We start from the raw sequence: 14,745 nt of genomic DNA, 5'->3' as shown, positions 1-14,745 counted from the left end.
CTCACAGCATCACCTTGAAGGCGACGAAGCCGAGGATCACCACCGCCGCGAACAGGCCCGCCACGACGTTGAGATGCCGGTCGAGCACCGCGCGGATGCTGACGCCGTAGCGGCCGAGCAGTCCGGCGAGCAGGAAGAAGCGCGCCCCGCGGGTCACGACCGAGAGCACGGTGAACCAGAACAGGGAGTAGTGGGCAAAGCCCGAGGTGATGGTGACGAGCTTGTAGGGGATCGGGGTGAGGCCCTTGAGCAGGATCACCCAGTGCCCGTAGGTGGCGTAGGAGGCCTGGAAGGTTCCGGCCTTGTCGGCGAGCCCGTAGAGGTTGAACAGCCACTGCCCGACGGAGTCGAACAGCAGCGCGCCGATGGCGTAGCCGAGCAGGCCGCCCGCGACGGAGGCCACGGTGGCGATGGTGGCGTAGAGCCAGACCCGGTCCGGCCGGCTCACCGCCATCGGCACCAGCATCGCGTCCGGCGGAACGGGGAAGAACGAACTCTCGGCGAAGGCCACCGCCCCGAGCGCCCAGGGGGCCGAGGGCTTGGCGGCGAGCGCGAGTATCCACTCGTAGAGCCGGCGGATCATGGGGCCTCTTTGGGGTCGGGAAAGCGTCGCCCTTTCAGCATAGATGCGCCACCGAGGCGAGAGCGTGGCCCCTCCCGACGAACGCGGGCGCGGCGAACGGAGGTCTGCCTCCGACCCTGCTATGCGCGGGCCGCGTGCCGGCGGGCTCGATGGTGAGGCTGCGCCCGGCATCCGCTCGGCCTCTGCCGATCGGCGATCTGACGCAATCGTCGGTGCGAAGGACGGCCGGACGAGGGTCGTGAGGATGGTGCGCGACCCCGGACTCGAACCGGGACGCTCTCACGAGCACGAGATTTTGAGTCTCGCGTGGCTACCGTTTCACCAGTCGCGCGCCTGAATGGCGGAGTAAGGGAATGGGTTCGCGGACGCAAGCGAATGAGGTGCGGTCCGAGCCTTGAGGATGGCGGTGGCGCGCGGCTGGGAACGGACCGGAGTCCTGGCGTCGGCCACCCTTCGCGAGGCGGCCGAAGCGCTCAGAAATCCATCGACGCCGAGAGCAGGATCGTGCGTGGGGTGCCCTGGCTGAGAATGCCGCGACCGGTCGAGGCCCAGTAATTGTTGCCCGTCACGTTGACGACGTTCGCCCGCAGGGTCAGGGGGCGATCCTGGAACGTGCCGGCGTAGCGCAGGCCGAGGTCCAGCGTTGCCCAATCGGGAATCTTCTGGCTGTTGGCCAGGTCATAGTACTGTGCCGAGGTGTAGATCACGCGCCCGGTGAGGGTCAGGCCCGGGACGAAATTCGGGGGCAGATCGTACTCGCCGTAGAGGTTGACCTGCGCCTCCGGCACGCCGACGGCGACCCGTCCGACGTTGCGCGGATCCTGGGACTGCACCTGGATGCCGTCGAGCAGGCTGACGCCGCCGAGCAGGCGGATGCCCGGCGCGGGCTCGCCGAAGACGGTCAGCTCGACGCCGCTGTTGCGCTGGCGCCCATCGACCGAGAACACCAGGGTGCTCGTGTCGAGGAAGCCGAAGGGCTGCTCGATGTCGAAGGCGGCAAAACCGACGCCGACGCTGCCGAAATCGTACTTGGCGCCGACCTCGGTCTGCCGCGACACCGCGGCCGGGAAGGCGGCGTTGGCGTTGACCGCGTTCACCGGCGGGGCCGGTGAGGTTAGGCCCTCGATGTAATTGGCGTAGAGCGAGAGCCGCTCCCACGGTTTCACCACGAGGCCGACGCCCGGCGAGAAGGCGCCGCTGCTGCTCTCACCGGTGCGGAAGCCCGTGACCGCGTTGTAGGCGTTCACGTCGAGGCTCTGCCAGCGTCCCCCGACGGTGAGCAGCACCCGGTCCTCGAAGAGCGACATCGTATCCGCGATCGCGATGGAGCGGTTGATCCGGCTGGAGGTGCGCGGCGTCGCGTTCGACAGCCCGACCGTCGAGCGCGGCGCGACGGTGACCGGGTCGTAGAGGTTCGAGACGATGGGCGCGCCGACATTCTGGGCCGGAGGCTGGGCGAGATCCTGCCAGAAGCCGACCGCGGCGAGGCCGAAGCTGTGCTTGATCGGACCGGTCTCGACGGTGCCGCGCAGACCCGCCTCGGCCGTCCGGTTGACGATGAGGAACGGCAGGTAGCTGATCGGGTCGCGGTAGTCGCCGCGCGTGTTGAAGATCGTCAGGACGCCGCCGAAATACTCCTGCCGGAAGTTCGAGCGGCCGTAGGCGCCGTACACGGTCAGGTCCGGGGTGAGATCGTACTCGAACCGGGTCGCGAGCTGCTGGTTCGCGCTGTCGCGGTACTCCCAGGGCTGATGCTGGTTCAAGTTCAGGTTCGGCGCGCGCGGGATGCGGACGCCCGCCGCCACGTTGCGGTTGCGCAGGGGCGAGGTGAAATCGAGCTCCTGATAGCCGAGGTCGAGGCTCGCCCGCAGGCGCTCGCCGCGATAATCGAGGGCGAGGGCGGCGACGCCGAAGTGGAGGCTCTGGTTGTCGATCGGCGTGCGGCCGTTGTTGAACGCGCCGTTGAAGCGGATGCCCCACTCCTTCGCATCCCCGAAGCGGCGGCTGATGTCGATGGCCTTGTAGATCTGGGCGTCAGAGCCGTAGCCGAGCGTGACGCGGTTGAGCGGCTCCTCGGTGGCGCGCTTCGGGATCAGGTTGATGACGCCGCCGATGTTGCCGAAGGGCGGAACACCGGAGAGCAGGGTCGAGGGGCCGCGCAGGACCTCGACACGCTCGATCGGCTCGATCGCCGGATTGAAGGCGTCGGCGACGCCGAACAGGCCGTTGAAGGCGATGTCCTGGGCAAAGACCGGAAAGCCGCGGATGAAGAACCCGAGAATGCCGGAGAAAGCCGGAACGTTGGTGCGGATCGACGGGTCGTTGTTGACCACGTCCTGCACGTTGCGCGCCTGCTGATCGCGAATCAGCTTCTCGGTATAGCTGGTCGAACTGAAGGGCTGATCGAAGACGTTGCGGTTGCCGAGCAATCCGAGGCGCGAGCCCGAGCCGACCACGCCGCCCGGATAGGCCGGCGGCGGCGGACCGACGACCGCGTTCCGGTTCACGGGCGCTGGCGTCGGCCGGCCGCCGCTACCACCACCGCCGCGTCCCTCGACGCTCAACTCGTCGAGGCGGACCTCGTCCTGCGCGAGTGCAACCGGAGCCAAGCAGGGGACCGCCAGCGCGGCGAGACCCAGGCGCGCCCCGACCCGGCGGCAAATCCTCACGCGAGAGTGTCGGCGATGCGCCATGCGAATGCAGCTCCGGAGTGCGTCTGCGGCGACCTGGCGATACTCTGCACAGACCGACCTGTCTCAATAGCTCTCATTCGTGATTGTGGTCGCTGACGCAATACAGCGGCGGACGATGCTGCCCGTTGTCCTCATATTTGTTGCTGTAATGATACAGATTAGAACGATACTATTTCCAAAACTTCTCGATTCATAAATTCCGACGCTCTGCGATCTTGTTTCCTCCAGCGACCGACACCCCTGCGGCGGTTTCTCGGTTCCCGGTGACGATGCCGGGAGGCCGGTCCGGACGGAGGCCCGAACGCGCAACCCATTGCGGCGAAGTCTTGATTTCGCTCCATTGAAATTATTACAGAAATAAACGCGATGGATCTCGGGTCATATGGCTCTAAAATGGATTTATTATAAATAATTGTATTGATAAAAGGCTTGAATCGAGTTTCCTTTCGCATATGTACGTCGAGCGTTACCGCTGCATCCTCTGCTTGAACGAGCGAATATTCTGGCTCGCTCTTGACGATGCTCTCAACGATCCATTGACCTATGGGGAGTTGCACATGAATCTGTCCGCCGAGGCGCATATCGGTGATACGCCGCTCGTCGCTCTCGACAGGATGTTCCCTCCGGACATCGTCCCCGTCTTCGCGAAGCTGGAGATGCTCAATATCGGCGGCAGCGTGAAGGATCGCACCGCGCATTACATGGTTTCGCAGGCCGTGGCCGCCGGTCGCCTCACGCCGGAGAGCCATCTCGTCGAGAGCTCGTCGGGAAACCTCGCGATCGCGCTCGCGATGATCGCGCAACGCTTTCGCATTCCCTTCACCGCCGTCGTCGATCCGAACCTCGCCCCGACCAACCGCCGCCTCATCGAAGCCTTCGGCGCCACCATCGATCTGGTGCGGGACAAGGACGAGGAAGGCGGCTACCTGCACACCCGGGTGCGACGGGTGGCGGAGTTGTCCCGCACCATCCCCGGTGCCGTCTGGCTCAACCAGTATGCCAACCCCGACAATTGGCGCGCGCATTACAACGGCATCGGCGCCGAGATCGTGCGCGACATGCCCGTCGAACCGACCCACGTCGTGGCCGCCGTCTCGACTTGCGGCACCCTCATGGGGCTCGCGCGCCGCCTGCGGGAGCGCTGGCCCCGGATCACGGTCGTTGCCGTCGATCTCGACGGGTCCGTGATCTTCGGTGCGCCGGGCGGGCGGCGGGATATTCCGGGCATCGGTGCGAGCCGCGTGCCGGAGCAGCTCTGTCTCTCCGAAGTCGATGCGGTCGTCTACGCGACGGACTGGGAATCCGCGCTCGGCTGCCGCCGGTTGGTGGAGACCCAGGGCATTCTCGCCGGCGGCTCCTCCGGCACCGTCGTCGCGGCGATCACCAAGCTGATCCCGCAGCTCGACCGCGGCGCGCGCATCGTCACGCTGCTTCCCGATCGCGGCGAGCGCTACCTCGACACGGTCTACGATCCGGCCTGGCCGGCCTCGGAGCGGCGCGTGACCAAGCCCTTCGGCGCCTCCTACCGACGCCTCCGCTCCCGGCCCGAAGCGGCCTGACACCGCCTGACGCCGGGTTGCCGCGCTCGGCTAGCGCCCTCCGCACGGACGACCGTGCCGGAGCGCGCCCGCGGCACTGTGCCGAACGACCATCCAGGGATCAACGCCATGGCCTCGACCAGCCTGCGCTATCTGTCGCGCTCCGACATCGCTTCGATCGGAGGCGACCATTCCGACCTCTACATGGCGGCGATCGAGGAGGGCTTCCGATTGCACGCCGCGGGGGACTTCATCCAGCCCCTGAAGCCGTACCTGCGCAGTCCGCGCGCACCCCACATTGCCGACCGCATCATCGCCATGCCGGCCTGGATCGGCGGCGAGCGCCCTGCGGCCGGCCTCAAATGGATCGGCTCGAAGCACGACAACCCCACGGCGCGCGGCCTCGAACGCGCCAGCGCCCTGATCGTGCTCAACGATCCCGAGACCAACTATCCGGTCGCGATTATGGAGGCGGGCCTCCTCAGCGCCATGCGCACCGCCGCCGTCACCGGGATCGCCGTCCGTCATCTCGCACGATCGGACTTCTCGCAAGCCGCGCTCATCGGCTGCGGTCCGATCGCCGAACGGCAGGCCCGGACCCTGGCCGAGCAGTTCCCGAGCCTGACCCGGCTGCGGCTGTTCGACCTGCGCGAGGCGGCGGCCGAGGATCTCTCCGCGCGCCTGCGCGACAGCTTCCCGCATCTGGAGACCGTCATCGCGACGAGCGCCGAGGCGGCGGTGGGCGAATGCCCCGTCGTCGTCACCTGCACGGTGACCGACAGGCCCTACCTGCCCTTCCGCTGGCTCAGTCCCGGAACGCTGCTCGCCAACGTCTCGATCATGGACGTCGAGCGCGACGTCTTCCTCAAGGTAGACAAGGTGGTCGTGGACGACTGGGACCAGTGCAACCGCGAGAAGAAGATCATCAACCTCCTCGTCGAGGCCGGAGAGTTCTCGCGCGAGAAGCTGCACGCCGAACTCGGTGAGATCGTGGTCGGACGCAAGCCGGGGCGGGAGAACGGCGACGAGATCATCCTGCTCAACCCGATGGGCATGGCGATCGACGACATCGCCTGCGCCCGCGCCATCCTGCGCCGTGCCGAGGCGGCGGGCGCCGGCACCGTCCTGCCCCTGTTCTGAGGGCCGGCATCATGTTCGGACCGATGGCCGAGGCACCCGCGGCCCCGAACCTCGCGGGGGACCTGCTGGGGGAGCTCTTCGACGCGCTCTGGATCGAGGATGTCGCGGGCTTCCGCAGCCGCGGGGTTCTCGGGCCGCCGGCCGAGGATGGAACGCGCGACTATGCGCTGGTTCTGGGGCGCGGGCATCTCCGGGCTCGGGTGCGGCCGGACGGCTGGCGGGACGGGATCCGCTTTGCCGGTTCCGCCCGCTTCGAGACGGCCTGTTCCCGAGAGGACCTCGATGCGTCGGCACTGCTGGAACGGGCGCTCGACGGCCTGAGCGATCTGTCGCCCGCCATCCGCGAGCGCACCCTGGACGAGCTGACGCGCATCGTCGACGAGCTTCCCCTGAGGGAGGCGCTGATCGATTCCCTCGTGACGCGAGCCCGCGCGGACGACCCGATCCTCTGGGAGCGGCTCGCGGCCTGGCGGGATCGGCCGTTCCATCCCTTGTCCCGCTCGCGCCGCGGCCTCGACCGCGCGCAGGCTCTGGCCTACGGCGCGGAGACGGGCCGCTTCTTCGCCCTGTCCTGGTGTGCACTCGCGCGCGATCGTCTCGCCCGTTCGCCGCGCGCCGGCCAAGCGGAGCCGGGCGCCGCGATCCTCGACCCGCAGCAACGGGCCCTGCTGGCGCGGGAGATGGAAAGGCGCGGCCTTGCCCGCTCGCACGTCGCTCTCCCCCTGCATCCCTGGCAGGCGGCACATGTGCTCCCCGAGCGCTTCGCCCCCGAGATCGCGGAGGGAGGCGTCGTCCCCCTCGACTTCCGAGGCCCCCTCGTCGCGGCCACCTCGTCGCTACGCACGGTGGCATTCCCGGCCCGGCCCGGCCTGCACCTGAAGCTGCCCCTCGACGTGAGCACGCTCGGCGTGCGCCGTCTGCTGCCGCCGCAATCGCTTCACAACGGCCTGCACGGCGCCGGCCTCCTCGCCGCCGGTCGCGCGCGCGATCCGTGGCTGACCCGGTTCGTCGCCCTCGCGGACGAGACCGCCTTCTGGCATTTCGCCGAACCGGACGGCGACCTCTACGCCGAGCGTCCGGCTCTCATGGGCTGTGCCCTGCGCGGCCTGCCGGAGAGCGGCGGCCCCGTGATTCCGCTCGCGAGCCTGGCGGTGGCGCCGCGCGGCGGCCTGCCACCGGCCGCCCGGGCGGTTGCCGGCGAGGCGCCCGATCTGGCGAGGCTGTTTACCAGGATCGCCGGCCTCGTCCTCGGAACGGTGCTCCGCAGCGCCTGCCTCGGCTTCGTTCCGGAACTCCACGGCCAGAACGCCCTCGTCGCGTTCGACGGGGCCGGACCCTGCCGCCTGATCCTGCGCGACCACGACACCGTGCGCTGCGCTCCCGAATGGCTGACGGGCGCCGGGCTTCCCGTTCCCTCCTACCTGATCACCGATCCCCGGCGGAATTCGCTGCTGCTGCCTCGGCCGGACGATCTCCTCGCCTACGCCCAGACGCTCGCGGTCGACGTCGCCCTGCGCGCCGTCGCCGAAGCCTTCGCGGCGGCGGGTGCGGGGTTCACCCTGGACGAGGCCCGCCGGATCCTCGTCGCCACGATCCGCGGCGTGCTCGCCGAGGCCGACGTCCCGGCCGAGCGCAAGGCGCTGGTCGCCGCCTGTCTGCTGGGGCGCCCGACGGCGCCCTTCAAGCAGGTGCTGACGCCACTTCTCGACATGGCGACGCTCACCACCTCCATGCCGAGTCGGCTCGGCCATGCGCCCAACCCGCTCTTCCTGGGGGCCGGCCCGTGACGGCGACCGAGAGCCCGCCGATCGGGCGCGCGGGCCTTGCCGTCCTGCTGCTGCTGCAGGTCGCGGTGACGGCAGCGCCCCTGGCCCTGCTTCCCTTCCTCGGCCTGCACGTCGCGCAGATGGGCGCCGCCTCGGCCGTCTGGACCGCCGCGATCCTCGCCGCGCCCGCCGTGACCACGCTGGCGATGACGCCCGCCTGGACCGGCCTCGCGCGCCTGCTCTCCCTGCCGGCTCTGATCGGCTGGACGGGGGGCATGAGTGCGGCGAGCTGCGTGCTGATCGCGCTCGCATCCGATCCGTGGATGCTGCTCGCCGGTCGCCTCGTCCAGGGTCTTGCGGGAGGCGGTGTCGTGTTGGCGCTCGCTTTCCGCGCCGCCAGCCCCAGCGCCGGCCGCGGCTTCGCCCTGATGCAGCAGGCCGTGTCGGCGGGGTGCCTGCTCGGCCCCCTCGCCGGCGGGCTCGCCTTCGAGCAGGGACGGATCGGTGCCCTGATGCTCGGTTGCGGCGGCGTGATCCTGGCGGCAACGCTCGCCACCGTCGCCGCCAGTCGCGACCTCGTGACCGAGCCGGCGGGCGAGCCCCGGCCCGAGCCGAGCCGGTTCCGGGATCTTCCCCTGCTCGGGGCCGGGATGTGCGGGAGTGCCGGAGCTTTCGCCTTCGTCGCCTTCTTTCCCGCCTGGGCGAGCGCGCACGATCCCGCGCTCTACACGCCCGGCCTGATCGGTCTGCTGCACAGCCTGAGCTGGCTCGTCGCCATGCTGGTTCTGCCCCTCTGGGCGCGCGGCATGGACGGCCTCTCGCCGATGATCGCCCTCGTCCTGTCGCTCCTCGGATGCGGCCTGGCCTTCGCGGCCGTCCCGCTCGGCGCCGGCCTCGTCGGCATCGTCGCGTTCCGTCTGCTTCAGGGGGTGCTCTTCGCCGGTCAGGCGCCTGCCCTCTTCGCGGCGGTCGAGACGCTCGGTTCGAGCCGGACCGTCGCCGTGGCCCGCGCCCGCGCCAGCCTGACGGTGGGCCAACTCGTCGGCCCTTTCGCGGCCGGGCTCGTCCTCGTGCCCCTGGGCCCGTCCGGCCCCCTCTTCGCGGCGGCCGGGCTGTCGCTCGCCGGCGCCGCCACGCTCGCTGCCACGACCCATCGTCCTCGGAGAACCTGGAGCCGCGCCCCATGACGAGTTCGCCAGCCGTCCGACCCCTTGAGGACGGCCTTGCCGCCGTTCATGCCGAGTGGGCCGTCGAGCGCCTGCTCAATACCTGGCTTCGTGAGTACGCTCCGGATCTTCAGCCGATCGAGGGAGAGGTCTGCACCATACCGCTCGGCGCGCAGAGCCTGACCGCCCTCTGCCTGCGCCACTCGCCCGGCGGTTTCCATATCTGGGGATCCGCCGTTCAGCTGCGGAGCGCCGACGGTCGCGTCCTGGATCTGGACGATCCCGCCGAGCTGGCGCGCCGGATGATCGATGCGGCGGCTCCCGAGGCGACGCCGGTGCGTGAGGCGACGAAGCGGCGCCTTCTCGACGGCCTCCATCGCGCGCGCGCGCATGCCCGTGCCCGCGCTGCCCGACCCTTCGATCCGACGCCGATGGAGCTGGAGCGCAGTCTCTGGCACGGCCACCCGTTCCATCCTCTCGCCAAGAGCGTCGACGGCTTCTCGGAGGCCGACACGGACAGCTACGCGCCCGAGCGCGCGGCGGCGTTCCGCCTGCGCTGGTTGATCGCGGACCCCGATCTCGCCGCCACCCTCTGGCGCGATCCCGACGGCGAACGGCGCGTGGGGGCTGCCCTGGCCCGCCTCTCGGGATTGCCCGTGGACCGGATCGCGGGCCGCGTCCTGATCCCGTGCCATCCCTGGCAGGCGGCCCGGCTCGAGGCCGACCCGGCGCTCGCCGCCCTCGTCGCCGAGGGCCGTCTGACCCTCACACCGCCCTCCGGCGCTCTCGTGGCGCCGACATCCTCCGTGCGCACCGTCTTCGCGGAGGGGGAAAACCTGTTCCTCAAGCTGCCGCTCGCCGCCCGCATCACCAATTTCGCCCGCACCAACAGCCGCGCGCACCTCGCCCGCAGCATGGCCGCGTCCCGGGCGCTCGCGGCCCTGCGGGAGACGGTCTGCGCCTGCGGCCTCGACATCCTGAGCGAGCCCGGTGCCCTTCGGCTCGATCACGACGAACTCGACGCGGTGACGGGCGTGCTGGTGCGGGAGGGACCCTGCCGATCCGCCTTCGTGGTCGCGGGCCTGCTCGAACCCTCGCCGCACGACGGCCTGCCGATCCTGGCAGCGATGGGCTGTCCGCTCTCGCGCTCCGGGGAAGCCGAGCGATGGCTGCGCGCCTACACCCGGACCGCCCTCCTGCCGCCGCTGCGTCTGTTCGCCCGGACCGGCATCAGCCTCGAGGCCCACGCGCAGAACAGCCTCCTCGTCCTCGAGGACGGACTGCCGGTGCGCCTCGTCGTGCGCGATCTCGAAGGCGCCAGCATCGATCCCGAGCGCTTCCAAGGCCTCGTTCCCGGCCTCGAACTCGACCCGGCGGTGTTCTACGGTGCAGCGGAGGCTTGGGAGCGCCTGCTCTACTACCTCGTCGTCAATCAGGTCGCCCATGTGGTCGCGACCGTGGCGCGGGCGGCACGCATCGGCGAAGCGCCCCTCTGGCGTGCGGTTGCCGAGACCCTGGCGGGGGCGGTCGAGGATGACGCGACCGCAGCACTCGTCGAAAGATTTCTGAGCGCCCCGACCCTTCCGGCCAAGGCCAACCTCGCGAGCTGCCTCGCCGGCCGCGGGGAGCGGCCCACCTACGTCGCGCTCGCCAATCCGCTGCGATGTGCGGACCCTCGGGCCGGGCTGCGCGGCTGGGACGCGGCGGGCCGTCGCGTCGCCTCGCAACTGCTCGGCGCCCTGCTGCACGAGGATCTTCTGCCCGGGAATGTCGTCCGCCTCGACGGCCCCGACGCGCGTCTGACCGTCACGCTCACGCCGTCGAACCGGCGGACAACCTACCGCGCCCGGGCAAGGCGCATGGCCGCCTACGGCCGCATCCTGATCGAGCCCGGCAGCCTCGCGGAGGGTGTCGAGCCTGTCACCGACGCCTCGGCCTTCCTGGCCGACCTGCTGCCGGATCTCCCGGGCGGGACGGAGGACCACGGGCGTTTCGCGGAGGAACTGGCGCGCACGCAGGCGAACCACGCCGCGTCCCTCGCGTACGGGACGGGCGCGGTGCTCGGCGGCCTGTCCTACGAGGCGCTGGAGGGCGCGCTGCCGGATGGGCACCGCTACCATCCCTGCTTCAAATCCCGCATCGGCTTCACGCCGGCGGACAACCGCGCCTACGGCCCGGAATTCGCAGAGTCGATCCGTCCGATCTGGCTCGCGGTCCACCGCTCCATCGCCGTTGCCGGCTCCATCGCGGCGGGCGACCGGCAGGATCGGGACCTGATCGCGCGCAGCCTCGATCCGCGCACGCTCTCGGCCTTCGAGGCGCGCCTCGACGGCCGGCCGGAGGACTTCTTCCTTCTGCCGGTCCATCCCTGGCAGTGGCGCCAAGTGGCCGAAGGCGCCACCGAGGAGCACCGGAACGCCGGGCGCCTCTTCCTGCTCGGGTCGTCGCCGCACGCCTACGGCGCGCAGCAATCGATCCGCACCCTCGCGGACCGCTCGGCGCCGGACGCGCCCTCGCTGAAGCTGGCGCTCTCGATCCGCAACACCTCGACGGCGCGCACGCTGGCCCCCCACACGGTGCTCAACGCGCCGATCATCAGCGCCTGGCTCGCGCGGATCGCGGCGGACGACGCCTATCTGCGAGCGAGCGGCACGGTGCTTCTCGCCGAGCGGATGGGTGTCGCGGTCACGGCCCTGCCGAGCTGGGATCGGCGTGGCGCGATGCGCGGAGCCCTCTCGGCGATCTGGCGCGATCCGGTGACGCCGCACCTGCGCGCCGGAGAGGGCGCCGTGCCGTTCACGGCCCTGACGCACCGCGATGGGCAGAGGCCCTTCATCGCCGACTGGATCGCGCGGTACGGGGTCGAGCCCTGGCTCGACCGGCTTCTCGCGGTGGCGATGCTGCCGGTGGTGCATCTTCTCCTGGCGAACGGCGTCGCGGTCGAGAGCCATCAGCAGAACATGGTGCTCTTCCACCACGACGGCTGGCCGAGTCGCGTCGCCCTCAAGGACTTCCACGACGGGGTCCGTTTCATTCCAGAGCATCAGGATCGGCGCCCGACCCTGTCGCCGACGCCGCCCGACCATGCCCGGGTCAATGCCAATTCCTACGTCGAGGCGCGGGATGCCGAGGATGTGCGCGACTTCATGGTCGATGCCCTGTTCGGCGTGAATCTCGCCGAACTCGGCTACTGCCTGGACCACTGGTTCGACTACCCGGAGCGCCGCTTCTGGGAGCGCGTGGTCGCGGCGCTCGCAGGGCATTGCGCGGCGCATCCCGCCGCCCGGGCAGGCGCCCTGCGCTACCGACTCGCTGCCGACACCCTGGTGGTCGAGGAACTCGCCCGGCGGCGCATCGATCCGGCCAACGCCCCTGGCCGCCGCGTTGCCAACCCCCTGGCGCCGCTCGCGCGGGCTCTCGCATGAGCGCCCGCCTGCGCCTGAAGTCGCTGCTCGATGCCGGGCAGGCGGCCGGCGGCCTGTTCGTCTCGATCCCGGCCCCGGAGATCGTCGAGATCGCCGCCGTCGCGCAGTTCGACTACGTGCTGATCGATCTGGAGCACACCCTGATCGACGGGGCCATGCTGGAGCACATGCTCGCGGCGGCCGACCGGGCCGGCGTGAGCGCCCTCGTCCGGGTGCCGGACGCGGGTTCCGAGAGGATCCTGCAGAGCCTCGACGCGGGCGCTGCCGGGATCGTCGTGCCGCGGGTGTCCAGGCCCGCGCAGGCGGAGGCGGCGGTGCGCCGCGCCCGCTTCGCGCCCCGCGGGGTACGCGGCCTCAATGCCGGGCGCCTCGGTCGCTACGGCGCCTGCGACCTGCCCGGCATGCCGGTCCGCCTCGACGGGGAGACCCTGGTGATCGCGATGATCGAGGATCCCGCCGGCCTGGAGGCCGTGTCCGAGATCGCCGCTCTCGATGGGATCGACGGGCTCCTGTTCGGCGCGGCGGACTATTCCCAGGCGATCGGCAAGCCGTGGCAGACCTCCGCGCCCGAGGCGACGCAGGCGGGTTCGGCCGTGGCGCGCGCCTGCCGCGAGGCCGGCATCCACGGCTTCGCCATTCCGCGCGCGGACACGGATCTGCCCCGTCTGCTGGCCGAGGGCGCGCGCGGCCTCCTCGCCGCCAACGACCGCGGCCTCCTGCGCCGCGCTCTCAGCGACGCCGACCGCGCGTGGCGCAACGCTGCCGGAGACCTGTGATGACCCTGTTCCGACCCTCGGCCGAACAGGTCGCGCTCGTCGCCTCCGCGGAGCGGCCGATCTGTGCCTTCGTCCACGACCTCGACGCGTTGCGGCGCCAGGTCCGCGGCCTCACCGCGCCGCTGCCGCCGGGCACCGAATTCTTCTACGCCGTCAAGGCCAACAACGATCCCCGGCTGCTGCGCGCGCTCGCGCCCTGGGTCAGCGGCTTCGAGGTCGCCTCCTCGGGCGAGGTGCTGCGGGTGCGCGAGGCCGTCGGGCCCTCGGCCCGGATCGTGATGGGCGGGCCGGCGCGGACGCAGGACGATGTCCGGGTGATCCTCGCTCACCGGGTCGAGCGTCTGCATGTCGAGAGCCTGCACGCCCTGCGATTGGCGAACGCGGTGGCGGCCCGTGCCGGAGCGGTCCTGCCGATCCTGCTTCGCGTCAACCTCGCCGGGCCGGTGCCCGGCGCGACCCTGACGATGGGGGGCAGCGCCACCCAGTTCGGGATCGAGCAGGCCTCGATCCCCGATGCGATCGCGCTGCTCGACGAGTGCCGAGCCTTGCGTTTCGAGGGCTTCCACTTCCACACGGTCTCGAACAACCGGGACGCGGCCGGCCACGCGGCGCTCTGTGCCGCCGAACTGAGGCTGGCGCGAGGGTGGGCGCAGGAGCACGGCCTCGATCTTCGCACCGTCAATCTCGGCGGCGGCTGGGGGGTCGATTACGCCGATCTCGATTGGCGCTTCGACGTGGCGGGTTTCGCGCGGGCGCTCGCTCCCGAACTCGGGCAGGGCCCGCGCATCCAGTTCGAGTGCGGGCGGATCGTGGCGGCCTATCACGCGGCCTATCTCTGCGAAGTCCTCGACCTGAAGCTCACGCATGGTCGCGCCTTCGCGCTCCTGCGCGGCGGCACGCATCACTTCCGCTTGCCGAGTTCCTGGTCGCACGACCACCCCTTCCGGATCATCCCCCGGGACAGCTGGTCCCATCCCTGGCCGCGGCCCGAATTCAGGGATCGGGCGATCACCCTGGCCGGCGAACTCTGCACGCCGAAGGACGTGCTCGCGCGCGAGGTGACGGTGCAGCGGGTGCGGGTGGGCGATCTCGTCTGCTTCCAGATGGCCGGCGCCTACGGCTGGGACATCTCCCACCACGACTTCCTCTGCCACGCCCATCCGGACCGGCTCTTCCTGAGTGAGGGCGAGAGGCTGGCGGCATGAGCCACGCGACGCTACGGCTCGTTCCTCCCTCGATGCTGCGCCCGACGGAGGAGATCGCTCCCGCCCGGGTCGGCGAGGTGATCGCCCTCATCCTCGATCGGCAGGGCTGGACGCAGCCGATCTGCGTGGAGTGCGACACCCTCGCGGTACTGGACGGTCACCACCGCCTGACCGCCGCGATCCAGCTCGGCCTCGCCCGCGTGCCGGTGCGCCTGTACGATTATGCGTCCGTGCAACTCATCTCGTGGCGTCCCGAGATCGCGCCGACACGGGAGGAGGTGCTCCGCCGCGCACTGAGCGGCCGCCTCTATCCGCCCAAGACGACGCGGCACATCTTCCGAGCGCTCGAGCCGGCGACCGTCGATCTGGCGCACCTCGTTTGATATCGTCTCCGTTTGATTGTCTTGGCCTTCGCCCCTCTCCGTCATCGCGAGGCGGAGCCGAAGCGACCCA

The 14,745-nt window shown here is 70.4% G+C and carries 10 protein-coding genes and 1 tRNA gene; 8 read left to right on the top strand and 3 right to left on the bottom strand.

Features of this window, described 5'->3' with window-relative positions; genetic code table 11:
* Window position 1: 1 nt before the first annotated feature.
* From ACPCJR_RS12740 to ACPCJR_RS12730, 3 genes are all read right to left on the bottom strand, one after another.
* Window positions 2-583, bottom strand: coding sequence for a YqaA family protein (locus tag ACPCJR_RS12740; protein WP_110350771.1), 582 nt, complete (start codon window positions 581-583; stop codon window positions 2-4).
* 245 nt (window positions 584-828) lie between these two features.
* A tRNA-Leu gene (locus ACPCJR_RS12735) sits at window positions 829-914 on the bottom strand.
* A gap of 142 nt (window positions 915-1,056) precedes the next feature.
* Window positions 1,057-3,192 (bottom strand): TonB-dependent receptor, encoded by a 2,136-nt coding sequence (locus tag ACPCJR_RS12730; protein WP_391516803.1) that lies wholly within the window; start codon window positions 3,190-3,192, stop codon window positions 1,057-1,059.
* 641 nt (window positions 3,193-3,833) lie between these two features.
* On the opposite strand from ACPCJR_RS12730, the gene sbnA reads away from it, so the two are divergent.
* The 8 genes from sbnA (at window position 3,834) to ACPCJR_RS12690 (ending at window position 14,675) form a co-directional block, all read left to right on the top strand.
* Window positions 3,834-4,835, top strand: coding sequence for a 2,3-diaminopropionate biosynthesis protein SbnA (gene sbnA / locus ACPCJR_RS12725; RefSeq protein ID WP_391512421.1), 1,002 nt, complete (start codon window positions 3,834-3,836; stop codon window positions 4,833-4,835).
* Window positions 4,836-4,943: 108 nt separating this feature from the next.
* The gene (gene sbnB / locus ACPCJR_RS12720) at window positions 4,944-5,954 is read left to right on the top strand and encodes a 2,3-diaminopropionate biosynthesis protein SbnB (RefSeq protein ID WP_350634364.1); all 1,011 of its coding nucleotides are present in this window, start codon (window positions 4,944-4,946) and stop codon (window positions 5,952-5,954) included.
* Window positions 5,955-5,965: 11 nt separating this feature from the next.
* Window positions 5,966-7,741 carry an IucA/IucC family protein gene (locus ACPCJR_RS12715; RefSeq protein WP_391512420.1) on the top strand — a complete coding sequence of 592 codons (1,776 nt, stop codon included), beginning with the start codon at window positions 5,966-5,968 and terminating at the stop codon, window positions 7,739-7,741.
* On the top strand, window positions 7,738-8,907 hold the full coding sequence (locus tag ACPCJR_RS12710) for an MFS transporter (protein WP_391512419.1): 1,170 nt from the start codon (window positions 7,738-7,740) through the stop codon (window positions 8,905-8,907). Before ACPCJR_RS12715 ends, ACPCJR_RS12710 begins: the two co-directional genes overlap by 4 nt.
* Complete coding sequence (locus ACPCJR_RS12705) at window positions 8,904-12,311, top strand: IucA/IucC family protein (protein ID WP_391512418.1); 3,408 nt, start codon at window positions 8,904-8,906, stop codon at window positions 12,309-12,311. The genes ACPCJR_RS12710 and ACPCJR_RS12705 overlap by 4 nt, the downstream gene beginning before the upstream one ends.
* On the top strand, window positions 12,308-13,087 hold the full coding sequence (locus ACPCJR_RS12700) for an HpcH/HpaI aldolase family protein (protein ID WP_391512417.1): 780 nt from the start codon (window positions 12,308-12,310) through the stop codon (window positions 13,085-13,087). Before ACPCJR_RS12705 ends, ACPCJR_RS12700 begins: the two co-directional genes overlap by 4 nt.
* Entirely contained in the window at window positions 13,087-14,292 is a 1,206-nt protein-coding gene (locus ACPCJR_RS12695; RefSeq protein WP_391512416.1) for a type III PLP-dependent enzyme, read from the top strand. The genes ACPCJR_RS12700 and ACPCJR_RS12695 overlap by 1 nt, the downstream gene beginning before the upstream one ends.
* Window positions 14,289-14,675 (top strand): ParB N-terminal domain-containing protein, encoded by a 387-nt coding sequence (locus tag ACPCJR_RS12690; protein WP_391512415.1) that lies wholly within the window; start codon window positions 14,289-14,291, stop codon window positions 14,673-14,675. Before ACPCJR_RS12695 ends, ACPCJR_RS12690 begins: the two co-directional genes overlap by 4 nt.
* Window positions 14,676-14,745: the final 70 nt, after the last annotated feature.

The organism is Methylobacterium sp. NPDC097929 (genome assembly GCF_049543375.1).
Lineage (GTDB): Bacteria > Pseudomonadota > Alphaproteobacteria > Rhizobiales > Beijerinckiaceae > Methylobacterium.
This window is presented reverse-complemented; position numbering and strand designations above follow the sequence as displayed.

Bases quoted from the DNA above. Each gene is read 5' to 3' on its own strand.
- ACPCJR_RS12740 (WP_110350771.1), bottom strand. From the start codon at position 583: ATGATCCGCCGGCTCTACGAGTGGATACTCGCGCTCGCCGCCAAGCCC.
- sbnA (WP_391512421.1), top strand. From the start codon at position 3,834: ATGAATCTGTCCGCCGAGGCGCATATCGGTGATACGCCGCTCGTCGCT.
- sbnB (WP_350634364.1), top strand. From the start codon at position 4,944: ATGGCCTCGACCAGCCTGCGCTATCTGTCGCGCTCCGACATCGCTTCG.
- ACPCJR_RS12715 (WP_391512420.1), top strand. From the start codon at position 5,966: ATGTTCGGACCGATGGCCGAGGCACCCGCGGCCCCGAACCTCGCGGGG.
- ACPCJR_RS12705 (WP_391512418.1), top strand. From the start codon at position 8,904: ATGACGAGTTCGCCAGCCGTCCGACCCCTTGAGGACGGCCTTGCCGCC.
- ACPCJR_RS12700 (WP_391512417.1), top strand. From the start codon at position 12,308: ATGAGCGCCCGCCTGCGCCTGAAGTCGCTGCTCGATGCCGGGCAGGCG.
- ACPCJR_RS12695 (WP_391512416.1), top strand. From the start codon at position 13,087: ATGACCCTGTTCCGACCCTCGGCCGAACAGGTCGCGCTCGTCGCCTCC.
- ACPCJR_RS12690 (WP_391512415.1), top strand. From the start codon at position 14,289: ATGAGCCACGCGACGCTACGGCTCGTTCCTCCCTCGATGCTGCGCCCG.